The 23,484-nt window shown below is 62.7% G+C and carries 22 protein-coding genes; 15 read left to right on the top strand and 7 right to left on the bottom strand.

The genetic code is table 11. The features are described from left to right. Positions 1–68 precede the first annotated feature (68 nt). Positions 69–965 (top strand): LysR family transcriptional regulator, encoded by an 897-nt coding sequence (locus U5A67_RS28395; RefSeq protein ID WP_321816888.1) that lies wholly within the window; start codon positions 69–71, stop codon positions 963–965. A 118-nt stretch (positions 966–1,083) separates the two neighbouring features. On the opposite strand, the gene U5A67_RS28400 is transcribed toward U5A67_RS28395, so the two are convergent. Both U5A67_RS28400 and U5A67_RS28405 read right to left on the bottom strand, forming a co-directional pair. Next, positions 1,084–2,835 carry an IlvD/Edd family dehydratase gene (locus U5A67_RS28400; RefSeq protein WP_321816889.1) on the bottom strand — a complete coding sequence of 584 codons (1,752 nt, stop codon included), beginning with the start codon at positions 2,833–2,835 and terminating at the stop codon, positions 1,084–1,086. A gap of 167 nt (positions 2,836–3,002) precedes the next feature. After that, on the bottom strand, positions 3,003–4,310 hold the full coding sequence (locus tag U5A67_RS28405) for an MFS transporter (protein WP_321816890.1): 1,308 nt from the start codon (positions 4,308–4,310) through the stop codon (positions 3,003–3,005). Positions 4,311–4,623: 313 nt separating this feature from the next. Between U5A67_RS28405 and U5A67_RS28410 the strand changes: the two genes are divergently transcribed. From U5A67_RS28410 to U5A67_RS28430, 5 genes are all read left to right on the top strand, one after another. Continuing rightward, positions 4,624–5,382: a hypothetical protein gene (locus U5A67_RS28410; RefSeq protein WP_321816891.1), complete on the top strand. Its 759-nt coding sequence runs from the start codon at positions 4,624–4,626 to the stop codon at positions 5,380–5,382. Positions 5,383–5,779: 397 nt separating this feature from the next. Beyond that, complete coding sequence (locus tag U5A67_RS28415; protein WP_205985259.1) at positions 5,780–6,079, top strand: hypothetical protein; 300 nt, start codon at positions 5,780–5,782, stop codon at positions 6,077–6,079. Positions 6,080–6,658: 579 nt separating this feature from the next. Beyond that, positions 6,659–7,684: an amidohydrolase family protein gene (locus tag U5A67_RS28420; protein ID WP_321816892.1), complete on the top strand. Its 1,026-nt coding sequence runs from the start codon at positions 6,659–6,661 to the stop codon at positions 7,682–7,684. A 2-nt stretch (positions 7,685–7,686) separates the two neighbouring features. Further along, positions 7,687–8,370: a 4-carboxy-4-hydroxy-2-oxoadipate aldolase/oxaloacetate decarboxylase gene (ligK, locus tag U5A67_RS28425; protein ID WP_321816893.1), complete on the top strand. Its 684-nt coding sequence runs from the start codon at positions 7,687–7,689 to the stop codon at positions 8,368–8,370. Positions 8,371–8,434: 64 nt separating this feature from the next. Next, on the top strand, positions 8,435–9,088 hold the full coding sequence (locus U5A67_RS28430) for a substrate-binding domain-containing protein (protein WP_321816894.1): 654 nt from the start codon (positions 8,435–8,437) through the stop codon (positions 9,086–9,088). Between the two features lie 110 nt (positions 9,089–9,198). On the opposite strand, the gene U5A67_RS28435 is transcribed toward U5A67_RS28430, so the two are convergent. Next, positions 9,199–9,645 (bottom strand): rhodanese-like domain-containing protein, encoded by a 447-nt coding sequence (locus U5A67_RS28435; protein WP_321816895.1) that lies wholly within the window; start codon positions 9,643–9,645, stop codon positions 9,199–9,201. Between the two features lie 97 nt (positions 9,646–9,742). On the opposite strand from U5A67_RS28435, the gene ftrA reads away from it, so the two are divergent. Continuing rightward, positions 9,743–10,759: a transcriptional regulator FtrA gene (gene ftrA / locus U5A67_RS28440; RefSeq protein ID WP_321816896.1), complete on the top strand. Its 1,017-nt coding sequence runs from the start codon at positions 9,743–9,745 to the stop codon at positions 10,757–10,759. Between the two features lie 4 nt (positions 10,760–10,763). On the opposite strand, the gene U5A67_RS28445 is transcribed toward ftrA, so the two are convergent. From U5A67_RS28445 to U5A67_RS28455, 3 genes are all read right to left on the bottom strand, one after another. Further along, a complete protein-coding gene (locus U5A67_RS28445; protein ID WP_321816897.1) occupies positions 10,764–11,771 on the bottom strand; it encodes an NAD(P)-dependent alcohol dehydrogenase in 1,008 nt (335 codons plus the stop codon). A gap of 47 nt (positions 11,772–11,818) precedes the next feature. Next, positions 11,819–12,193, bottom strand: coding sequence for a DUF427 domain-containing protein (locus U5A67_RS28450; RefSeq protein ID WP_321816898.1), 375 nt, complete (start codon positions 12,191–12,193; stop codon positions 11,819–11,821). A 202-nt stretch (positions 12,194–12,395) separates the two neighbouring features. Continuing rightward, a complete protein-coding gene (locus U5A67_RS28455) occupies positions 12,396–13,238 on the bottom strand; it encodes a MetQ/NlpA family ABC transporter substrate-binding protein (RefSeq protein ID WP_205985249.1) in 843 nt (280 codons plus the stop codon). A gap of 319 nt (positions 13,239–13,557) precedes the next feature. Here U5A67_RS28455 and U5A67_RS28460 point away from each other — a divergent pair, with 319 nt between their 5' ends. The 7 genes from U5A67_RS28460 (at position 13,558) to U5A67_RS28490 (ending at position 21,315) form a co-directional block, all read left to right on the top strand. After that, positions 13,558–14,820, top strand: coding sequence for an SfnB family sulfur acquisition oxidoreductase (locus U5A67_RS28460; RefSeq protein ID WP_321816899.1), 1,263 nt, complete (start codon positions 13,558–13,560; stop codon positions 14,818–14,820). 36 nt (positions 14,821–14,856) lie between these two features. Next, positions 14,857–16,098, top strand: a complete 1,242-nt coding sequence (locus tag U5A67_RS28465; protein ID WP_321816900.1) for an SfnB family sulfur acquisition oxidoreductase — start codon at positions 14,857–14,859, stop codon at positions 16,096–16,098. Continuing rightward, a complete protein-coding gene (locus U5A67_RS28470; RefSeq protein ID WP_321816901.1) occupies positions 16,098–17,477 on the top strand; it encodes an LLM class flavin-dependent oxidoreductase in 1,380 nt (459 codons plus the stop codon). The genes U5A67_RS28465 and U5A67_RS28470 overlap by 1 nt, the downstream gene beginning before the upstream one ends. A gap of 117 nt (positions 17,478–17,594) precedes the next feature. Further along, entirely contained in the window at positions 17,595–17,861 is a 267-nt protein-coding gene (locus tag U5A67_RS28475) for a helix-turn-helix domain-containing protein (protein ID WP_205985245.1), read from the top strand. 3 nt (positions 17,862–17,864) lie between these two features. Beyond that, positions 17,865–19,193: a type II toxin-antitoxin system HipA family toxin gene (locus U5A67_RS28480; protein WP_321816902.1), complete on the top strand. Its 1,329-nt coding sequence runs from the start codon at positions 17,865–17,867 to the stop codon at positions 19,191–19,193. Positions 19,194–19,331: 138 nt separating this feature from the next. Further along, positions 19,332–20,069 carry a response regulator gene (locus U5A67_RS28485; protein ID WP_205985243.1) on the top strand — a complete coding sequence of 246 codons (738 nt, stop codon included), beginning with the start codon at positions 19,332–19,334 and terminating at the stop codon, positions 20,067–20,069. Beyond that, a complete protein-coding gene (locus tag U5A67_RS28490) occupies positions 20,053–21,315 on the top strand; it encodes an ATP-binding protein (RefSeq protein ID WP_321816903.1) in 1,263 nt (420 codons plus the stop codon). Before U5A67_RS28485 ends, U5A67_RS28490 begins: the two co-directional genes overlap by 17 nt. On the opposite strand, the gene U5A67_RS28495 is transcribed toward U5A67_RS28490, so the two are convergent. Next, complete coding sequence (locus tag U5A67_RS28495) at positions 21,294–21,974, bottom strand: TetR/AcrR family transcriptional regulator (RefSeq protein ID WP_321816904.1); 681 nt, start codon at positions 21,972–21,974, stop codon at positions 21,294–21,296. The genes U5A67_RS28490 and U5A67_RS28495 overlap by 22 nt on opposite strands. 279 nt (positions 21,975–22,253) lie before the next feature. On the opposite strand from U5A67_RS28495, the gene U5A67_RS28500 reads away from it, so the two are divergent. Continuing rightward, a complete protein-coding gene (locus U5A67_RS28500) occupies positions 22,254–23,474 on the top strand; it encodes an efflux RND transporter periplasmic adaptor subunit (RefSeq protein ID WP_321816905.1) in 1,221 nt (406 codons plus the stop codon). Positions 23,475–23,484: the final 10 nt, after the last annotated feature.

Raw genomic sequence — 23,484 nt, forward strand, 5'->3', positions numbered from 1 at the left:
TCGGACCAGCGCGTGATGCTGACCGTCATGATCTTTCAACGATTCCCTTCTCTGTCATAGAATCGGTTATGGACATTCGTTATGTGCAGAGTTTTGTCGCCGTGGTGGAGAGTGGGTCTATCGCCGAAGCAGCGCGACGCCTTGGGCTGACGGCAACTGCGGTTGCCGCGCGAATTCGTTCACTCGAAGAAAGCCTGGGAACCACGCTGATTCAACGCTCAGGACGCAACGTTGGACCCACTGCCGAAGGCGTAAAGGTGTTGGACAGCGCGCATGCACTTCTTCGCGCTGTGAGGGATATGCAGGCCATTGCACAAGATGGCCAGATGCAAATTGGCGAACTGAGGGTGGGCGTGTTCCAGTCGGCGATGGTCAGCATACTGCCGTCGGTCCTGCAGGGTGTGTATGCCACGTATCCCGATCTGAAGATCTTTGTCGATACGGGAAGTTCGGTCGACCTTTGCAAGAAGGTCTGCGCGGGTGAGCTCGATGTCGCCATCGTTGTCGAACCACAATTCGCCATGCCCAAAACGTGCGAATGGCATCCGCTGACTGAAGAGCCACTAATCGTGGTAGCGCACGAATCGATGAGAGGGCGTGATGCCCACGAACTTCTGACTTCCGAGCCATTCGTTCGTTACGCTCGTTCTGTCCTCGGCGGTCAATTGGCCGATCGCTACTTGCGAGACAACGATTTACACCCGAGGCAGAGACTTGAAATTGACGGATTGCTCGCCATTGCGACGCTCGTGGCCAAAGGGCTGGGCGTATCGTTGGTGCCCGACTGGCCCTCGTTATGGACGAGCGGGCTTGCGATCACGCGTATTGTGCTCCCCGAACGCGCACCGGTACGTCGGATCGGACTTGTGATCGCACGACATTCACCTCGATTCGCGTTGGTGAAGTTGTTCGCGCAGGCAGCCGCGAGTACTTTCAACCGGCCTCATGACGACGCACTGGCGTGAAGCGAGCCTGCGCGGAGAAGCCGCAAACATCACGGCAGGGCACGCGCCGGTGGTTGATCGACTCGCTTCGTAAGCTGGCGCGGTCCGAGGCATCGTGTGTTGCCCCGGACCGGCATGTTCAATCGGTTGGAGTGTCTTTCTGAAGGCTGGCTGCTCGCAGGAAGTCGAAGTCTACCCCTTCGTCCGCCTGCGTTACGGTCTGCAGGAAGAGCTTGCGGTAGCCACGATCCGCCGTCGGTCGGGTAATGGGCGTTTCCACTGCGCGCTGTTTCAACGCTTCATCGGCGACGAGAAGCGATACCTCTCGATTCAAGACGCTGAGGCGAATGCGGTCCCCGTTGCGAACATAGGCCAACGTTCCCCCGGCGGCTGCTTCGGGCGTAACGTGCAAGACGATCGTGCCAAATGCGGTTCCGCTCATCCGACCGTCGGAAATTCGGACCATGTCTTTCACTCCGGTACGCGCAAGCTTTCGTGGGATGGGGATGTAGCCGGCTTCCGGCATGCCAGGCGCACCCACCGGTCCGATGTTCTTGAGCACGAGGATGTCGTCGGCATTCACGTCCAAGGATTCGTCGTCGATGCGATTGATCAGGTCTTCGACGTTTTCGAACACGACAGCGCGGCCCTCGTGTTCCATCAGTTTCGGGTCGGCAGCAGACTGTTTAATGATTGCGCCGCCCGGAGCGAGATTGCCGCGGAGAACGGCCAGGCCACCTTGTGGGTAGATCGGTTGCGAAAAAGACCGCACCACATCCTGCTGGAACCCCGGGCCACTTGCCTCAATCTGCTCACCCAGCGTGTGACCGCTTACCGTTAATGCATCGAGATGCAGCAGCGGCTTCAGCTCGCGAAGCAGGGTGGCGACGCCACCTGCCTTATGAAAATCCTCCATATAGTGCTGCCCCGTCGGCTTGAGGTCGAGCAGGACGGGCGTTTCCTTGCCCATCTGGTCGAGCGTATCGAGGTCAATCTTGTGACCAAGGCGGCCGGCGATCGCGCTAAGGTGAACTATCGCGTTGGTGGAGCCGCCGATAGCGAGCAGCACGCGCATTGCGTTCTCGAACGCCTTTGGCGTGAGGATCTTGTCGATGGTCAATCGTTCTTTTGCCAGCGTGACGGCGGTCGTGCCGGTTTGCTCTGCCACGCGGATGCGGTCTGCCGTTACCGCGGGAGGCGTTGCGCCGCCAGGCACCGTCATGCCCAGGGCTTCGGCGATACATGCCATGGTGCTCGCCGTACCCATGACGGAGCAAGTGCCCACGCTCGCAACGAGTTGGTTATTGACATCGTCGACCTCTTCCTGGTCGATTTCGTTCGCACGGAACTTGCCCCAGTACCGGCGGCAGTCCGTACATGCCCCCACACGTTCGCTCCGATGCGAGCCCGTGAGCATGGAGCCGGTGATAAGTTGAATGGCGGGCATACCGGCCGAGGCGGCACCCATCAATTGGGCAGGCACCGTTTTGTCGCAACCGCCGATCAGTACGACCGCATCCATCGGCTGCGCGCGAATCATTTCTTCCGTGTCCATCGACATCAGATTGCGCAGATACATCGACGTCGGTGACGAGAAGCTCTCGTGAATCGAGATGGTCGGAAAGTCAATCGGCAAACCGCCTGCGAGCATGACACCCCGCTTCACCGCCTCAACGAGTTGCGGCATGTTTCCATGGCATGCATTGAAGCCGCTGCCGGTGTTGACGATTCCGATGACCGGACGGTCAAGCGCCTGATCCGTATAACCGGCACCTTTGATAAACGCTTTGCGAAGGAACAGCGAGAATCCCTGGTCACCGTAGGAGGTCAATCCGCGCTTCATGCCAGTAACATCGGCGGGTGTTTGCGGACTATCTTTTTTGTCAGCCATGACTTTCTCCAAAATTTGCACTTGCTATCTGCCGCTTAATCTTTCGATCCGTCCCGTCAGTGAAACGAACTCAGTCAGACGTAGAGGGCGGTTGACTCATGTCGATGAGGTGGCTATGCCTGCATTCCGATATGCAGCCTCGGCCGCTTTCTGCGAACCTGCACGCGTCATCGGTTCACCACCTTGGCCGGAAGGAATACCAGAATCAATACCGCAGAGAGCGTCAGGCTTCCCGCGACAAGGTATAAGCCGGAGGTCAAGGAATGCGTCTCGGTTTTTAGCCAGCCCATGACCGATGGGCTGACGAATCCGGCGAGATTGCCGGTCGAATTGATGAGCGCGATACCGGCTGCTGCAGCGGTGCCACCGAGGAACGAGGTGGGAAGCGCCCAAAACATCGGCAGGGCGGAAACGATGCCCGCTGCAGCGAGTGACAGGCCAATCATCGCGGGCACAAGCTGATGGTCGCTGAGCGCACAGAGACAGAATCCCATCGCAGCGACGAGCGCGGGAGCGCTAACATGCCAACGACGCTCGCGCATGCGGTCGGCACTGCGCGCAACCAGAATCATTGAAATAAGCGCGCAGGTGTAAGGAATCATCGTGAGCAAGCCGACCGTCAGCGGGTCATTGACGCCGGACGCCTTGATAATGGTCGGCTGCCAGAAGCCGATTGCGTACGATCCCATGATGATGCCGAAAAGGATAAGGCAGAGTAGCCAAACCCAACCGGACGAGAATGCATCCTTGACCGAGCCATGAGTGCGACTGACCGCGTCACCATCGATCTCCCGTGTGATTTGCGCTTTCTCTTCGCCACTGAGCCAGTTCGCGTCTTTCACGCGGTCGTCGAGAAAGAAGAAGACGATGATGCCAAGCGCGATTGCCGGCATGGCCTCGATAATGAAAAGCCACTGCCAGCCGCTATGACCTGCGACTCCCGCGAAAGAGTGCATGATGAATCCCGAGAGGGGACCGCCGAGCATGCCGGAGACCGGATTGCCGGCCGTAAGCACGGCCATCATCTTCCCGCGCCGATGGGAAGGAAACCAGTAGGTCAGGTACAGAATCATGCCGGGATAAAACCCAGCTTCTGCAACGCCTAGAAGGAAGCGGACGATGTAAAACATGGTCGGCGTGGTAACCCACGCGGTAGCGAGCGAGAGGATTGCCCAGGTCACCATGATGCGCGCGATCCAGCGGCGCGCACCCACACGATGAAGCAGCAGATTGCTAGGGACTTCGAACAAAAAATAGCCGACGAAAAACAGGCCTGCTCCAAGACCGTAGACTGCCTCGCTGAAGTTGAGGTCGTTCAACATCTGGAGTTTGGCAAACCCCACATTCACCCGATCAAGGTAGGCGACCACGTAACAGACGAACAGAAGCGGCATGAAGCGCCACGCTGCTTTTCGAAACGTAGCATCCGCGGATGTGCGCGTGGCATCCGCAGGTATGGCTGGATGTGAGGACATCGTTGTCTCCTGATTTATCGTCGTGATGGGCACGCGACGTCGGCATGCCGCCCCTCGTGAGCGGAGGCGTTCGCCTGCATTGTTGATGTTCGTATCTCGCTGACCAGGTACTGCGTTCAGCGGCTTACGATCCGTGTCGAGAATATGCAGGAGCGCGTGCCGGCATTGAAGTCGATGGCATTGGGTTCAGAACGAAAAGATTTTTCGGTGTGCCACGGTCTGCATATCGATTGGGGACAGAACTCGCCGTTTGGCCGCGCCTTGTGCCGTCGACGTTTAGCGATACGCCGGCGCGCCTGCCGGGATGACCACGATGAATCGTTACAATGTCTCGCTGAGTTCTCTGCGACAGAATCGAATGCGAAATACCTTGACCTCCTTTTTCTGGAGCGGCGACGCCATCCGCAGTCGCCGCGTCAGTGACATCGTTTTATCCGGAACGCTCGATCTGCCGGCGCCTTCTGCGGCCGTGCTTGCGGATTGGCAAAGAGAGATAGATGTGCGGCTCGCTCTGGAGCCTGGAGACGTCGAGGTGATGCCGCTGGCGCGCACGCAAATGCGCTGGCCGGACTACAAGCGCTGCGTGCAGGCGACGTCTGAGTGGACCGGCACCCTCGGGCTGCCCGCACTGATTGCAGATTGCGACATGGCGCTGATGGGCTGTCGTGGCGCGAGGTATCACCATGACGGCGAACAATACGGCGGTAACGCTTTCTGCAATCTCTTCCTGACTGAAGATAAGGGTCTGGACTTGCACTTTCCCTTGACGGACCAACGCATTCCCATCAAGCGGGGAACAGCCGTGATTTTCGATCCGGTTCAGCCGCACGGGGTCATTCAGCGCAGCAGCGACAGTTTCTCGGCGGCCGATTTCGCCCCGGGCCAGGACTTTGCCCAGATTTTCCTGACGTGGGAACTTCCCATCGAAGACGCCAATATTGCTAGCGCGCTGAAGATCGCTTTCGATGTTGCTCCCTCGACATCGCTGCAACTCGAGAATGAGCAAGTCTGGTCTAACGGCTCACCAGCCGCCGTGTGCCCGGAATCGGGCCGCTTGCTTCGCGTTGACTAGCATTCGGGTCACGGCCCGGTAGCGTGTGAGTGCGCTGACCTAAATCGGAACTCGCGTGTGGTTGCCCGCAGGTCCGCGCGGCGCCAGGAAGCGGACGTTCTGCGACGGAGGGATTTGCATAGGAAATGTCTGGGAGCACGGCGTCGGAAGCAGCAGGGTGCTTGTGCCGATTTCGTCGCTCCATTTTCCTTAATGGCAGCTTTCAAGGACGCGGCGATAACCGCAACGATGCGCTGGAACCTTCGATTCTATTCGCTTCTCTGCGTACAGCAAGGCATCCGTTGTTTCGAACGCAAACCCCATGTACGTTGTCCGGCAGCTTTGTTCCGGTTGTGCAACGATAGCCGTGCAACTCGCAACGGTCTGCAGGTTTTAGATAGCCGAACGGGGAGGATAGATGAGAGAAGATGCCACCACATTATTTGTCGCTTCCGAGGACATTGGAACAGCGCTGAATTTGCTGGAGAGCGTTGAGATTGAGGTCGGCTTCGATAGCGACGATCCGGAGAGCGTCGAGCAGGCGATTCTCGCCGTCGAGGAAGCGATCAATACTCGCCTGATGGCCTATCGTGGAGACGATCGCATTGAATCTGCGATCCTTCGCGTCAAGTTCGACTTCCGGTGCGCAATACTTGACCACGCCTCGTCCGAGGATGCCGATGAGGAGGAGATCAGCAGCGTTCACTTCTTGCATTGACGATCGCGGGTGGGGACCAGATGAACCGCCACGGAGAGCAGAACTGGAACCCGACGCCGGATGCAACTGTCCGGGCGGCAATCCCGCATGGGGTGCCGCCCGAGCAACGCGTTCGTTTTCTCCGAAGGACAGCGATTGCTACGCGCGATGCCTTACGTTCTGCGGAATTGGTTGAGCAGCGGCAACAGCGGTGCAGCAATGGGCCAGTGTCTTCTCGAGGTCGGCAAGCTTTGCGTCCGGTGACTTGCGGTGCGCGAAGAGCGCGAGTGAGGGAAGGGCGCAAGCCAATCGGTTTCGTTTATGTTCATGGATGCGCAGGCCGATGTGGCCGGGCCTTGCTGGCGGGCGAGGCTGGCGGTGTTGGGGGAGCGGATTGCCACAGCGCGCGGGCGATTCGAAAAGCTTATTAAGGTATCGAATCAGTTTATTGACACGTATTTTCAGGCGTGTTTTAGCGATACTTGCGGTACCGGTTATGACGCATGTACCGAAAGCTTTGCCCACTCTCATTCCCGATCGGCGCCGTGCAACGGCTGAAGTCCGTGCACCACGTCGAATCCGCGCACCCGGAAGGTAACGATGATCATCGACATCCACGGCCACTACACGACCGCCCCCAAGGCACTCGAAGCGTGGCGCAACCGTCAGATTGCAGGTATCAATAGCCCTGCGGAAATGCCCGCTGTGTCCGAGCTGAAGATCAGCGACGACGAGCTGCGCGAGTCGATCGAGCAGAACCAGCTGCGCCTGATGCGCGAGCGCGGTCTCGACCTCACGGTGTTCAGCCCGCGCGCCAGCTTCATGGCGCACCACATCGGCGATTTCGAAGTGTCCGCCACGTGGGCCGCGATCTGCAACGAGCTTTGCTACCGCGTGAGCGAGCTGTTCCCGGAGCATTTCATTCCGGCTGCAATGCTGCCGCAAAGCCCCGGCGTGGATGTCGCCACCTGCATTCCTGAACTCGTGAAGTGCGTGGAGCAGTACGGCAATGTCGCGATCAATCTGAATCCCGATCCGTCGGGCGGCCACTGGACGAGCCCGCCGCTCTCCGACCGCTCGTGGTATCCGATCTACGAAAAGATGGTCGAGTACGACATTCCGGCGATGGTGCACGTGAGCACGAGCTGCAATGCGTGCTTCCACACCACGGGCGCGCACTATCTGAACGCCGACACCACGGCGTTCATGCAATGCCTCACGTCGGATCTGTTCCGCGACTTCCCCACGCTGAAGTTCGTGATTCCGCACGGCGGCGGCGCGGTGCCGTATCACTGGGGCCGTTTCCGCGGTCTTGCGCAGGAAATGAAGAAGCCGCTGCTCGAAGAGCATCTGCTCAAGAACATTTTCTTCGACACCTGCGTGTATCACCAGCCGGGCATCGATCTGCTCACGAAGGTGATTCCGGTCGACAACATTCTGTTCGCGAGCGAAATGATCGGCGCGGTGCGCGGCATCGATCCGCAAACCGGCCACTATTTCGACGATACGAAGCGCTACGTGGAAGCCGCGGACATGAACCCGGACCAGCGCTACAAGATTTACGAAGGCAATGCGCGTCGCGTGTATTCGCGCCTCGACGCCACCCTCAAGGCACAAGGACGTTGATCATGACTGAACTCGGAGTGGTTTATCGCAACATTGCGCGCGCAGACCGCCGCGCGGCCGACGAACTCGGCGCGCTCGGCAGCGCGACGGTGCACGAAGCCATGGGCCGTGTCGGCCTGATGAAGCCGTATATGCGTCCGATCTACGCGGGTGCGCCGGTGAGCGGCACTGCCGTGACGGTGCTGCTGCATCCCGGCGACAACTGGATGATGCACGTGGCCGCCGAACAGATTCAGCCCGGCGACATCGTGGTTGCGGCCATCACGGCCGAATGCACCGACGGTTACTTCGGCGATCTGCTTGCCACAAGCTTCAAGGCGCGCGGCGCGCGTGCGCTGATCATCGACGGCGGCGTGCGCGATATCAGCGTGCTGCAGGAAATGGGCTTTCCGGTGTGGAGTAAGGCTGTGTCCGCGAAAGGCTGCATCAAGGCGACGCTCGGCTCGGTCAATATTCCCGTGGTGTGCGCGGGCGCGCTCGTGAATCCGGGCGACGTGATCGTCGCGGATAACGATGGCGTGGTTGTCGTTCCCTCGCAGAAAGCAGTGGAGACGCTCGATAAGGCCGCTGCGCGGGAATCGTTCGAGGAAGAGAAGCGCTTGAAGCTGGCATCGGGCGTGCTCGGTCTCGATATGTACAAAATGCGCGAACCGCTCGAAAAGCTCGGTTTGCGCTATATCGACTAGAAAGCCGAGGGCCGCAAACATGACGCTAGCGAACGACACAAGCGGGATTGCCGGGATTTCGTCCATGGCGACGAGACATGTCCTGGGTGAACTCGCCGCGAGCTATCGCGCGCGAACGGGCCAGGTGGTGTCGATCGAATCGGTCGGCGGTGTCGAAGCGGCCCGGCGACTGGAAAACGGCGAGTCGTTCGACTTCGCGGTGCTGGCAAAAGATGCCATGCTGCGCCTGGCGGACGCTGGCTTTATCGACGCGGCTACGCTCGTTGACGTTGCACAGTCCGGCGTCGCCATCGCGGTTGTTGCTGGTGCGATCCGTCCCGAACTCGGTAGCGAGGACGCGGTGCGACGGGCCGTTGAGAACGCCAGGGCGATTGGCTATTCGACGGGGCCGAGCGGCACCCATCTGATGACGCTACTCGAGCGCTGGGGTATCGCAGAGCAAGTCACGCCGCGGCTTGTTCGTGCGCCCGCAGGGGTGCCGGTCGCCAGTCTTTTGACCACGGGCGAGGTCGAACTCGGGTTTCAGCAACTCAGCGAGCTGATCAACGTCGATGGCATTAGCATCGTCGGTGAGCTTCCTGCCGAAATCCAGCGGGAAACGGTTTTTGCCGCAGGAATCTGCAGCCAATCTGCCAGCGCTCCCGCGGTGCTCTCATGGCTTTCGTCACTGCGCTCGGACGAAGCCGGAGTGGTGAAGCGTCGTCACGGTATGGTCTGATATCGCGAGCGATGGCGCGCGTGCCGGTTCTTGGCAAAGGCGCCGCTGCATCAACAGGCGCCCTGGTCGCATCGCGGGTTTGCTGGCAAAGCAGGGCGATTTTCCCGCGACTAGCCAGTGGTTGCCGTGGCTGAATTGGTAGCGCCGGACCTGGCCGCCTGCGCATTCCCGCTCAACTCAAATGCCTCATCCAGCCAGCCCGTGATGCCGCCCGTCATGATCTTGACCGGGCGCCCGAGCCGCGCAAGCCGGATCGCGCCACGCGCGGCGCCATTGCAATGCGGCCCTGCGCAGTAGGTGACGAAAAGCGTTTCGGGTGGATAAGCGGCGAGCTTCGATTCGACGATCTTCCCGTGCGGCAGGTTGACCGCGCCGGGGACATGGCCGCGTTCGAACAGTGCCGGGCCGCGCACGTCGAGCAGCACGAAATCGGGCGGCGCGCTGCCGGTGAGCGCCGCGTGGACGTCGGAGCAATCGGTTTCGTAGGCCAGCGAGGCGCTGAAATGGGCGAGAGCCTCTGGGCTGGCGGCGGCGGGGACTTCGGATACGGATGACATGCGCGCTTCCTTGTTGGGGTGTCGATGACTGTCATTTTCGCTTTCCCGCATGGCCGGCGACAGTGGCGCGATTGCCAATCTCCGGTAACATCGCGCCATGGCCGATTTTTCCCGCTCATCCGCTCATCTTGTTGTCGCGCTTGCCTACGACCGTCTTTGCACGTTCGAATTCGGCTGCGTGACGGAGTTGTTCGCGCTCGAACGTCCCGAGCTTGACGTCGACTGGTATCGATTCGCCGTTTGCGCTGCCGAACGCGGTCCGCTGCGCGCGGCGGGCGGCATCACCGTGTCCGCGCCTTACACGCTGGCGATGCTCGACCGCGCGCAAACCATCGTGATACCGGGCTGGCGCGACCCGGACGAACGGCCGCCCGAAGCGCTGCTCAAGAAGATACGCAGCGCTTATGCGCGCGGCGCGCGGCTGTGTTCGATCTGTTCGGGCGTGTTCGTGCTGGCGGCCGCCGGTGTGCTGGACGGCAAACGCGTGACCACGCACTGGCGTTACGCCGAGTGTTTGCAGCAGCGTTATCCCGCGCTGCACGTGGAGCCCGACGCGCTTTATATCGACGAAGGCCAGTTGCTGACTTCAGCCGGTTCGGCGGCCGGTATCGACATGCTGCTGCATCTGGTGCGCCGCGACCACGGCGGCGCGGTCGCTAACCGTGTCGCGCAGCGCCTGGTCGTGCCGCCGCATCGCGAGGGCGGGCAGGCGCAATTCGTCCCCCGGCCGATGCCGCGTGACGAAGCCAGTCCGCTGGCCAGACTGATGGACTGGGTGCGGGCGAATCCGCGTCTGGACCATAGCGTCGCCTCGCTGGCGGCGCAGGCCGCGATGAGCGCGCGCACGCTGCAGCGGCAATTCCTCGATGCAACCGGTATGGGTCCGTATGCGTGGGTTGTGCGCGAGCGCGTGAGTATCGCGCGCGATCTGCTCGAATCGCGGCCCGATCTGCCGATGGAGCGCGTGGCGGATCTATCGGGCTTCGGCTCGGAAGAGTCGTTGCGGCGGCACTTCCGCCGTATCGCGCTGACAAGCCCGGCCGCCTATCGTGAACAATTCGCGCGCGGTTCGGATGGTTCGGAGGGTTCGTATCGTTCGCACGCGTGCGATTGATCGATCAGTATTCCAGAACGATTTTGCCGAAGTGTCCGCCAGCCTGTTGCAGGCGGAACGCGTCGCCAATCCCTTCGAGCGGGAACGAGCGGTCGATCACGGGCTTGACGCCCGTCGCGTCGATGGCGCGCACGAGATCGATCTGGTGCTGGCGGCTGCCGACGATCAAGCCTTGCAGGCGCTGCTGGCGGCGCATCATCGTGCCCGTCGGCACCTGGCCTTCGATGCCGGTGAGCACGCCGATCAACGCAATATGACCGCCCACGCGCGTCGCCAGAATCGATTGCTCGAGCGTGCCAGGGCCACCCACTTCCACGACATGATCGACACCCAGACCGTTCGTGTACTCCAGCACCTGGCGCGACCATTGCGGCTCGCGCTTGTAGTTGATCACGTGGTCCGCGCCCAGTTGCTTCGCGCGTTCGAGCTTGTCGTCGGAGGAAGAGGTGGCGATGACCGTCGCGCCCATCGCCTTGGCGAACTGCAGCGCGAAGATCGACACGCCGCCCGTGCCGAGCACCAGCACAGTTGCGCCCGCCTTGATCGCGCCGTCCACCACCAGCGCGCGCCAGGCGGTCAAACCCGCGGTCGTGAGCGTGGCCGCTTCGGCATGGGTGTAGCCGCGCGGGCTGCGCGTGAAGGCCGTGGCTGGCGCGACCACGGCTTCGCGCGCATAGCCGTCCACGCCGTCGCCGGGCGTGGTGGAAAAGTCGGGAATCGTGGGCGCGCCGTCGATCCAGGTCGGGAAGAAGGTCGATACCACGTGATCGCCCACGGCGAATTCGCTTACGCACGGGCCGACCGCTTCCACGACTCCCGCGCCATCCGACATCGGAATCCGGCCACCGGCGGCGCCCATGCGGCCGAGCACCACGCCCAGATCGTGATAGTTGAGCGAACTGGCGTGCACGCGCACACGAATTTCGCCAGATCTGGGTTCGCCGGGCGCGGCAATGTCGACGAGCTTGAGGTTGTCGAGCCCGGCGGGCGCGATCAGCTTGATGGCTTGCATGAATTTCTCCGGAAGACCTTGCAGGACAATGGAAGCGGCCAGACGCCCTAAAGTTCCTCGATCGAATCCACGCGATCCGGATAGAACGCCAGATGATCCTTGATCTGCGCGACAGCTTCGTACGGCGTTTCGTAAGTCCAGACCGCGTTGATCGAGCGGTCGCCGCCCGGATTGATCGTGTAATAAGAACAGTCGCCCTTATAAGGGCAGTAGGTGGTGTGATCGGTACGCGAGAGCAGCGTCATATCGGCGTCGTCGCGCGGGATGTAGAGCACGCCCGGGTAGTTCGCTTCGCGCAGCGTCAGGGCGTGGCGCGTATCCGCGATGGTCTGGCCCGCCACTTTCACGACGATCCGCGCCGGATTGCGCTCGATTGTGATCGGATGATCCGGGCCGGGAATCTTGACGGGTTTCGCGCTCATGGCGGTACTCCTTTCCTGTCGGTTGCGGTGGCGACTCCGTAGTGTAGGACGAAAAACCGATACCGGCTTGGGAGGCGACACGAGGAAAGGAGGGCGTGATGCGCGGGGAGGTGATGCGGGTGTTGGCGGGCTCGAGCCGCGCCAACACCGCGTTGGTCATGAAACGGTTTTAAGCGGCCGGACCCCGCCGCCAAAGTTTGCTTTACTGCTGCGGCGCGCCGTTCCAGGCGGGCAACGTGGTGCCGTGATACACCGCGTTGATCTTTGCCGCCACGTTAGCCTGCTGATAGCTGGCCACGAGATCGCGCACCCAGGGCGCATTGGCGTCTTTCTCGTTCACGGCGATAAAGTTGCGATACGGGCTGCCGTCCACTTTCTCCTGCGCAATACGTTCCTGCGGAATGCGGATACCCGCCTTGACCGCCCAGTCGGTATTGACCACGGCGGCGTCCAGATCGCCAATCGCACGGCCGACGATGCCCGCATCGAGTTCCTTGATCTTCAGTTGTTTCGGATTGCTTGCGATATCGCGCGCGGTCGGCAGAAGGCCGACGTTGTCGCGCAGTTTGATCAGTCCATACGATTGCAGCAGCAACAGCGCGCGGCCTTCATTGCTCGGGTCGTTCGGCACGCCGATCGACGCGCCTGTCGGCAATGCCGCGACCGAAGGATGCTTGCGCGAATACAGACCGATAGGCTGCACATAGGTGAAGCCCACAGGCACGATCGTGTAGTGGCGCGCGGCAATCTGCGCGTCCAGATACGGCTTGTGCTGGAACGAATTGGCGTCCAGATCGTGCTGCGAAAGCGCTTCGTTGGGCTGGGTGTAATCGGAGAACGTCGTCACCTTGACGTCGATGCCATGCTGCGCGGCATTGGCGGCAACCACGCGCCACACGTCTTCATCCTCGCCCGACATGATGCCCACGCGCACCGTATGTTGAGCGGCTGCAGCCGTCTGGCCGAACGGCACGAGCGCGGCGCCCGCGATCAGCGCGATCGAAGCCAGCCCCGTTGCCAGCAGTGTTCTCTTGTTCTTGTTCATGATTGTGCGACCGTGACGTGGTGAATGATGGGGCGATGCTAGGGTGCAAGTGCATCATTACCAAACAATTTCGCGCGCGTTGTTTATCGCAGGGATCGTGATAAGCACTTTACGTGGCGTGCTAAGGCGGGTGCGCTCCGCATCGACGATATCCCTGTTTTTGTTCCCCATGCTTGCGGCGCCACGCGCGCGCATAGCCGGTTTCGTCATATGCAATCGCGGAAAAACTGGTAGGGGATTGGCGTTCGCGCTGTTCAAATGTTTGGCATGACCCGCGCAACATGCAGGCGGGACGCCATTCAAAATCAGTCGATTCGCCATGCCCACTAGTGAATTTTCCAATGCCGCAGCGCGTGTGCCGCGGCTTCCCGATCCGCGCCGCGTGCGGCGTATTGCGAACGATGCCGAAGCACTCGAAGCGGCTCGCGAACTTGCGCGATTCGCCGCGCCAGGCGCTTCGCAACGCGACCGCGAGCGTGCGCTGCCGTGGGACGAACTCGAGCGCTGGTCCGAAAGCGGGCTGGGTGCGATGACCGTGCCGCGTGAATATGGCGGTGCGGAAGTCTCGTATGCCACGCTTGCCGAAGTGTTCGTGCTGCTTTGCGCTGCCGATCCCGCTTTCGGCCAGATTCCGCAGAATCACTTTGGCGTGCTGGGCCTGTTGCGCGAAAGCGGCTCGCCTGCGCAGAAAGCGCGCTTCTATGCGCAGGCGCTGGCGGGGCATCGATTCGGCAATGCCGGACCCGAACGCCGCTCGGCCGCTTCGCCCACCATCCTGCAAGGCGCGACGCGTCTCTCATCGACGCCGGACGGCCTGCGCCTGAACGGCGAGCGTTTCTATTCGACGGGCGCGCTGTTCGCGCATCGCGTCCCCACGCGCGCCATCGACGATGAAGGTCGCGCCGTGCAGGTCTGGGTGCCGCACGATGCAGCTGGTCTCACCGTCATTGACGACTGGAGTTCCTTCGGACAGCGAACGACTGCGAGCGGCACGGTACGTTTCGACAATGTCGCGATCGATCCACAGGACGTGTTGCCGCTCTGGCAACTCGCCGACAAACCCGGCCTGTTCGGCCCGACTTCTCAGATCATTCAGGCGGCGATCGATCAAGGTATCGCCGAAGCCGCCGTGGCCGATGCCATTGCATTCGTGCGTGATCGCGCGCGGCCGTGGATGGATTCGGGCGTCGCCCGCGCGGCCGACGATCCCTACATCATCGCCGATATCGGCCGTCTGCAGATCGACCTGCACGCCGCACGCGAAGTGCTGCTCGATGCGGGCCGCACGCTTGATGCGCTGGCCGTGGAAGCGTTTGGCAATGGCCTGAGCGAGCAAGGCAGCGCGCGTGCTTCGGTGGCGGTTGCCGCGGCGAAAGTGCTGACTACGCGCATCGCGCTGGAAGCGAGCGAAAAGCTCTTCGAACTCGCGGGATCATCGGCCACGCGTGCGGCGCACAACCTCGACCGCCATTGGCGCAACGCGCGCACTCATACGCTGCACGACCCTGTGCGCTGGAAACTGCATCTGCTGGGCAACTATCACCTGAATGACGCGCTGCCTGCGCGACATTCGTGGAATTGAGCGGCGAAAGATCGGGAATAGATCGGGAATAGACGCATGAATGTCGATATCTCTGCCGCGCTCCTGGAGCGCGATGACGAACACGCTGCGCAAACGCCCGCACGCATCGAAAGCGATGCGCAGGCGATCGAGGCGGCGCAGCGCCTGGCGAATGCCTTTGCGCAGGAAGCCGCGCTACGCGATCGCCAACGCCGTCTGCCCTGGGCCGAACTCGATGCCTTCGTGGCCAGCGGTCTCTGGACGATTACGGTGCCGCGCGAATTCGGCGGCCCTGGCGTGCGAAACGGCACGCTGGCCGAAGTCACGGCCACCATCGCCGCAGCGGACGGTTCGCTCGGCCAGATTCCGCAGAATCATTTCTACGCGCTCGAAGTGCTGCGCGTGGGCGGCAGCGTGGAGCAACAGCGGTTCTTCTACGGGCGCGTACTCGCAGGCGAGCGCTTTGGCAATGCACTCGCCGAAATCGGTCATAAGGATTTTCTGCGCCGCACGCGGCTTTCGCGCGACGCGCAGGGCTGGCGTATCGATGGCCGCAAGTTCTATTGCACCGGCGCGCTCTACGCGCACTGGATTCCCACGCTCGTCGTGCGCGAAGAGGACGGACGCGATGTGACCTATCTCGTGTTCGTGCCGCGCTCCGCTCAAGGCGTGACGATTACCGACGACTGGGACGGTTTCGGCCAGCGTGTTACCGGCAGCGGCTCGGTGCAGTTCGACGGCGTGCGCGTGGAGCCGCAATGGATTGTGCCATTCCAGACGTCGTTCGAGCGTGCGACCACCATCGGCCCGCTTGCGCAGATCATTCATGCGGCCATCGATCTCGGTCAGGCGCGCGGCGCGTTCGACGCGGCGCTGCGTTTCGTGCGCGAACGCTCGCGCCCGTGGATCGACGCCAGGGTCGAGCGCGCCGCGGATGATCCGCTCACGATTGCGCAATTCGGCGATCTTTACGCGCGCCTGAGTGCCGCCGAGGCGCTGGTGCGTCGCGCGGGCCGCTATGTGGATGCGGCCCAGGCCGCGCCGGGCGAGCAATCGGTCGCCGAAGCCTCGATCGCCGTCGCCGAAGCCCGTGCGCTCACCACGACGATTGCGCTCGACGCCGGTTCGCGTCTGTTCGAACTCGCGGGCACGGCGGCCACGCTCGACGGCCTCGGGCTCGACCGTTTCTGGCGCAACGCGCGCACGCACACGCTGCATGATCCGGTGCGCTGGAAGTATCACGCGATCGGCAATTTCTATCTGAACGATGCGCTGCCGCCGCGCCACGGAGCCTTGTAATGCCGCAAACCCGCAAGAAGCCCATTCTGCTCAACGCGTTCAACATGAATTGCGTGAGCCATATCAATCACGGTTTGTGGACGCATCCGCGCGACCGTTCGGCGGATTACCGCAAGATCGCTTACTGGACCGATCTCGCGCGCACGCTCGAACGCGGTCTGTTCGACGGGCTGTTTCTGGCCGATATCGTCGGTGTCTACGATGTGTATCAGCGCAATGTCGATGTGACGCTGCGCGAGTCGATCCAGTTGCCTGTGAACGATCCCACGCTGCTCGTGCCGGCGATGGCGGCGGTCACGCAGCATCTGGGTTTCGGCGTGACGGTCAATCTCACTTATGAGGCGCCGTATCTGCTGGCGCGGCGTTTTTCCACGCTCGATCATCTGACGCAAGGGCGCATCGGCTGGAATATCGTCACGGGCTATCTCGACAGCGCGGCGCGTGCGATGGGCGTGGCCGGACAGTTGCCGCACGACGAGCGCTACGAGCGCGCCGACGAATATCTCGACGTGCTCTACAAGCTCTGGGAAGGCAGTTGGGAAGCCGATGCCGTGCGGCGCGACAAGGCCGCGCGCGTCTATGCGGACCCGGCGAAGGTGCATCGCGTGCAGCATGCGGGGCGCTATTACAAGGTCGATGGCTATCATCTGGCCGAGCCGTCGCCGCAACGCACGCCGGTGCTGTTCCAGGCGGGCAGTTCCGGGCGCGGGCAGCGTTTTGCCGCGCGTCACGCCGAATGCGTGTTCATCTCGCCGCCCAACCGCGCGGTGGGGCGCGAGACGGTGCGCGCGCTGCGCGAGCAACTGGTGCGCGCAGGGCGGCGTCCCGACGATGTGAAGGTGTTCGTGGGCGCGGCGGTGGTCACGGGCGCAACTGAGCGCGAGGCGCAGGAAAAGTTCGCGGATTACCAGCGCTACGTGAGCCGCGAGGCGGGGCTCGCGCATTTCGCGGCGAGCACGGGCATCGACTACGCGCAATACGATCTGGACGAGCCGGTCGATTACACGCCCGGCAATGCGATCGAATCGGCCACGCGCACGGCGAAGCAGCACGGCTGGACGCGTCGCGCGCTGCTGGAGATGTTCGAGCTGGGCGGGCGCTATCCGGCCATCGTCGGCAGTCCGGCGCAGGTCGCGGACGAGCTTCAGGCCTGGGTCGACGAAGCCGATGTGGACGGTTTCAATCTGAGCCGCACGGTGGCTCCCGAGAGTTACGAGGATTTCGTCGATCTGATCGTGCCCGAATTGCAGAATCGCGGTATCTACAAGACGGCGTACGAAGAGGGCACGCTGCGCCAGAAGCTGTTCAAGGAAGGCGATACGCTGCCGCAGCGCCATGCGGGCGCGTCGTTCCGCCGGGAGGCCGCGGTGCTGGCCTGATCGGGCAGCTTTTTCCGATATCATCGATAGCGATATTTCCTGTTTATGCGTGTCAGCGATATTGCGTGAATATCGCCCACAGGCATATAATAATTTTATGCTTCACAGGAATATCGCATGAAGATCATCGTCCACACGCCGGCCGGGCTTGCCGAGATTCTGCAATCGGCGAGAAAAGAACGCGGCCTGACCCAGACGCAGGCCGCCGCTTCGCTCGGCATCGGCCAGCCGCGGCTTTCCGCGCTGGAAACCACTGGCACGGCCAGCATCTCGCTGGAGCAGATGCTCGCGCTGTTCGCGCTCTACGAGCTCGAACTCTGCGTGCAGCCGCGCGACGACGAAGACCCGGAATACGAGCTGCGCGAAAAACGCGTGGAGTGGTAAGCGATGGGCCGCAAGTCGCATTCGCGCACCCTGTCGATCTGGGCCAATGGCGAGCGCGTCGGCACGTGGACGCTAACGGGTTCCGGCGACGCCGAACTGCGCTACGACGCGGGCTGGAAAGCCTCGGACGCAGGGCGCCCGTTGTCGCTTTCGCTGCCGTTTGGCCTGGGCGAGCGGCCCTTGCGCGGCACGCGCGTCTATCACTATTTCGACAATCTGCTGCCCGATAGCGCGGTGATCCGCCGGCGCATCGCCGCGCGCTTTCGCACCGAATCCATCGACGCCTTCGATCTGCTCAAGGCGATCGGGCGCGATTGCGTGGGCGCGGTCCAACTGCTCGACGAGGACGAAACGCCCGCGCCGCTCGCGCGTATCGACGGCACGCCGCTCGACGATGCCGCCATCGAAAGGCTGCTGCTGGAGACATCCGGCGCGGTGCTGCCAGGCGCAGGCGACGCTGAAGAAGAGCTGCGCATTTCGCTGGCCGGCGCGCAGGAAAAGACCGCGCTGCTTTATCACGACGGCCGCTGGCTGCTGCCGCACGGCGCCACGCCCACCACGCACATTCTCAAGCTGCCGCTGGGTTTTATCGGCCATCGCAAGGTCGATTTCAATACGTCGGTGGAAAACGAGTGGCTGTGCCTGGCCGTGCTCAAGGCGTATGGATTGCCGGTGTCTAACGCGCGCATCGTCACGTTCGGCGCGCAGAAGGTGCTGGCGGTGGAGCGCTTCGACCGCGCCGTGTCGCGCAGCGGCGCGCTGCTGCGTCTGCCGCAGGAGGATTTTTGCCAGGCGCTGGGCGTTGCGCCGCATTTCAAGTACGAAGCGCAGGGCGGCCCCGGCGTGCGCGAGATTGCGGATCTGCTGCGTCAGTCGCAATCGGCGCGCGAGGACATCGAAACCTTTCTCGCCGCGCAGATCGCCTTCTGGATGATGGCCGCGCCCGACGGCCACGCGAAGAATTTCAGCCTGCGTCTGCTGCCGGGCGGGCGGTTTCAACTCGCGCCGCTCTACGACGTCATGTCGATCTGGCCCGTGGAAGGCGATGGCGGCAATCAGTGGTCGTGGCACAAGGCCACGCTGGCGATGGCGGTGTGGGGCAAGAGCCGCCATTACCGCATGCGCGACGTGAAGCGCGCCCATTTCGACGCCACCGCGCAGCTTTGCCACTATGGCCCCGATGCCGCGCCGATCATCGAGCGTCTCGTGGCGCGCACGCCCCAGGTGATCGAAACCGTCGGCGCGAACCTGCCCGAAGGCTTTCCCGCACGCGTGGCCGAACGGCTGTTCGACGGGCTGCGTTTGAGCGCGCAACGGCTCATTGCGTCGTGATCGGCGTGACCAGGGCAAAATAGTCGTTTTCATACGCGCCGCATCTTTTTGCCTGACACGCTTTGCCATTGAATTTTCAGCAGAAACCCGTTTGCCGGCACGTTGATCGTTGCCTTGCCGTCCCCGGAGGCGCACCCGATGTCCGATCCTGAATTCCAGGTCCTGCTGGTCGACGACGACGAAGCGCTGCGCGATCTTCTGCGCGCCTTCTTCCAGCAACGCAATATCGAATTTTCCGTGCTGCACGATGCAATGCAGCTCGAACGCCGGCTCGAACGCGAGCGGCCTTCGGTCATCGTTCTCGACGTGATGATGCCGGGCGTCGACGGCCTCACGGCTCTCAAGGAACTGCGCGGGCGCGGCGACCGCATTCCCGTCATCATGCTCACGGCGCGCGCCGATGGCACCGATCGCGTGGTCGGCCTCGAACTGGGCGCAGACGATTACCTCGGCAAGCCGTTTATGCCGCAGGAACTGCTCGCGCGCATCCGCGCGGTGCTGCGCCGCCAGGGCGATCCCGACCGCGGCGCGCCCGCCGAGCGGCGCGCGCCGTGCCGCTTTGGTCCGTTCGAGCTGAACTTCGCCACGCGCACGCTGCTGCGCGAGGGCGAGCCGGTCAAACTGACCGGCGCCGAATACGCCATGCTCGAAGTGTTCGCCCAGCACCCGATGGAAACGCTCTCGCGCGCGCGTCTGCTCGATCTGCTGCACGGCCCGGGCGCCGAAGTGACCGAGCGCGGCATCGATGTGCCGGTCTGGCGTCTGCGTCGTCTGATCGAAGTCGATCCGTCCAACCCGCGCCGCCTGCAGACCATGCGCGGCGTCGGCTACATGTTTGTTCCCGACGAAGACGACGCCGATGAAGCGGACCTTTGACACGCTGTTCATCCGTCTTTCGCTGATGACGGTGGGCCTGATCGTGGCCGTGCATTTCATGGCGCTGCTGCTGATCGATCAGGCGCGCGCGAAGATCGATGCGCAGCGCTCGCTCAACAATATGATGGTGGCCGCGCAGGTGCGCGAGCGTGATCCCGTGCTCGCCGACCAGGTCGCGCAAACGCTGGGCATCCGCTATGTCAGCGCGGAGCATGCCGTGGCCGAAGGTTGCCCCGCGCCGTGCACGGATTCGTCGGGGCCGCTGGAAGAGACGTTGCGGCCGCGACTCGGGCCGGGCGGCCATGTGGTGGTCGAGCCGGATAACGGCAACGTCTGGATACGCAGGCAGAACGCGCCGTACTGGATCATGATGCCGGGCTTCATGCCGCCGCTCAGCCATTTCATGGGCTTTTCGGCGCTCACACTGATTGCCGCCGTGATCGTCGCGGTGATTTTTGCCTGGCAGGTGCAGCGGCCTGTGCGTTCGCTTGCGCGGGCGGCGCGCGAATATCGCATCGGCCGGGGCGTGCATCGTGTGGCTGAAGCGGGGCCGCGCGAATTGCGCGAACTCGCCAGCGATTTCAACGATATGGTGAGCGAACTGGCGGAAGCGGAGCGCGAGCGCTCGGTCATGCTGGCGGGCATCGCGCACGATCTGCGCACGCCTATTACGCGCATGCAGTTACGCGCTGATCTGCTCACCACCGACACCGACCGCGCCGCCTTGCTGCGCGAAACCGAATCGATGTCGCGCATCGTCACGCAGTTTCTGGACTTCGCGCGCGAGAGCGTGAATCAGTCGGCTTTCGTGGGAGTGGACGAGCATTGCCGCCGCGATTACGGCGCGCAACAGGACGACGATGCGCTGGTGAAACTCGATCTGCGTGCAGGCGAAGGCTTCCAGTTGCCCGCCGTCGATCTCGACCGCATGCTGTCGAATCTGATCGAAAACGCGCTCACTTATGGCGAGCCGCCCGTGGAAGTATCGACGTCAAAAGAAGAGGGCCGTTACGTGCTGCGCGTGCGCGATCACGGCGCGGGCGTGCCCGAAGACGACTTGCATCGCGTGCAGCGGCCGTTCGTGCGTCTCGACGCGGCGCGCAGCGGCGAAGCGCATTGCGGGCTGGGTCTTGCGATCGTGCGCCGGCTCGTGCGTCAGCACGACGGCACGATGGACGTGTCCAACGCCGCGCAAGGCGGCCTCGTCGTAACGATGAGTTTTCCCTATCCGCGCAAGGCGGCTTGAACGGTCATGCCCGGGCGGTACACGGGCTGCTGGGAAAGATGATCGGGAGTGCTGAGCTGTACGCAGCAGAGCACCGTTTCCACCACGCGCGCGACGAGCAGATCGTCGGCGCCGGGCTGGCCGCCCGCAAGCTGGCGGCAGAAGAAACCGGTGAGCGCTGCATAGATGAATCGCGCTGACGCCGGCATATCCAGCGACATGTCGATCTCGCCGCAGCGCGCGGCATCGCCGAGCACATCGGCGATTTTCAGTTCGGCAACCGCTACCGCGGCTTCCATGCGTTTGGCGAGTGCGGCATTGCGACGCACCGATTCGGCATCGGCGAGCGCGATGCCGTAAAGACGGCGCGCCGAGCGGTTGCCCAGCATGCGTTTGAGCTTGCTGCGCAGCTCCTGCGCGAGCCACGCCATCGGCCGGATAGAAGCGGGACGCAAGCCCAGATCGAAGGGCGCGAGCGTGAGATCGGGCCGCTCGAACAGCGCTTCGAACACTTCGGCCTTGCTCTTGAAGTGCACGTAAATCGCGCCACGCGTCACGCCGGCTTTCGCGGCGATTTCGTCGAGCGTGGTCTGCGCAAAGCCCTTGCGCGCGAAAATCTGCTCCGCGCAATCGAGTAGCGTTTTACGCAATGCCAGCGACTGCTCTCTCGTCCTTCTCATATCAAACAACCCTTCAAATCGTCCGTGTGACGTGCCTGAACTGCGCACGCAACCGGAATCCGACCCCGCCGCGTAGCCCTTTTGACAAGGCGTACACGCATGCCGGGCATCAAGTCGGGCCGATCTTATCAGTCCGTTTTCGGCGTTTGCTTAGTGAATCTTACGGAGCGTTTGTACCGTAACCCGGCGCTTTGTTTTGCCGCGTACATTGCGCGTGAAGCAATGTTTAAGGGATTGGTAAGCCAGCAGGGCCGCAAGCCCGCCGCGCCTCAAGCGAATATGACAAGACATTCAGGAATTCACGCCATCACACCGGGAACGCCCATCATCCGCGCCATCGCACTCGTGTGCGCCACCATCGGTCTTGCCGCCTGTTCGGACAAGCCGCAATCCACGGCCGCCGCCACGCCCGAAGTCAACGTGATGCGCGTGCAGACCACCGCCGTACCTGTTTCCGTCGAACTGCCGGGCCGCGTGAGCGCGCATCTGGTCGCCGAAGTGCAGGCGCGTGCGACGGGCATCGTGCTCAAGCGCACCTTCGTCGAAGGCAGCCAGGTGAAGGCCGGGCAACTGCTTTATCAGATCGATCCCGCGCCGTATCAGGCCACGCTCGACAACGCCAAGGCGACACTCGCCAAGGCGCGCGCCACGCTGATCGCCGCGCAGGCGCAAGCCGATCGTTACAAGGTGCTGGTCGCGGCCAACGCGGTCAGCAAGCAGGACTACGACAACGCCGTGGCATCGGCGGGCGAAGCGCAGGCCGATGTGGAAGCCGACGCCGCCAGCGTCGAAACCGCGAAGATCAACCTCGGCTATACCTCGGTGTATTCACCGATCACGGGCCGCATCGGCAAGTCGTCGGTGACGCCAGGCGCGTATGTGCAGTCGAGCGGCGCGACCGAACTCGCCACCGTGCAGCAGCTCGATCACGTGTATGTGGACCTCACGCAATCGAGCGTCGATGGTCTGAAACTGCGCCGCGCCGCCGCCGAAGGCAAGGTCACGCTGACCGGCCCGCACGCCGCGAAGGTGCAACTGATTCTGGAAGACGGCCAGCCGTATCAAGGCGAAGGCAACCTCGAATTCTCCGATGTCACCGTCGATCAGACCACCGGTTCGGTCACGGTGCGTGCGACGTTCGACAATCCGCAGAACGTGCTGCTGCCTGGCATGTACGTGCGCGCGCGTATCGACGAAGGCTATAACGAGCAGGCCGTGCTGCTGCCCGAAGCCGCCGTTCAGCACGACCAGAAGGGCAATGCGACGGCTTACGTCGTCAACGCGCAGAACAAGATCGAATCGCGCCAGCTCACCACGGGCGGTGTGACCAACGATAACTGGATTATCGAAAAAGGCCTTCAGGCAGGCGATCGCGTGGTGGTGGCAGGCGGCATGAAGGTGCAGCCTGGCGAGACCGTCAAGACCGTCGATCAGGGCGCAACGCCCGCATCGGCTTCGGCACCCGTGGCCGCGTCTGCCGCATCCGCCGGCGCAGCGTGAGGGTGGACTG

It is taken from the genome of Paraburkholderia sp. J69-1, from assembly GCF_905220255.1.
GTDB lineage: Bacteria > Pseudomonadota > Gammaproteobacteria > Burkholderiales > Burkholderiaceae > Paraburkholderia.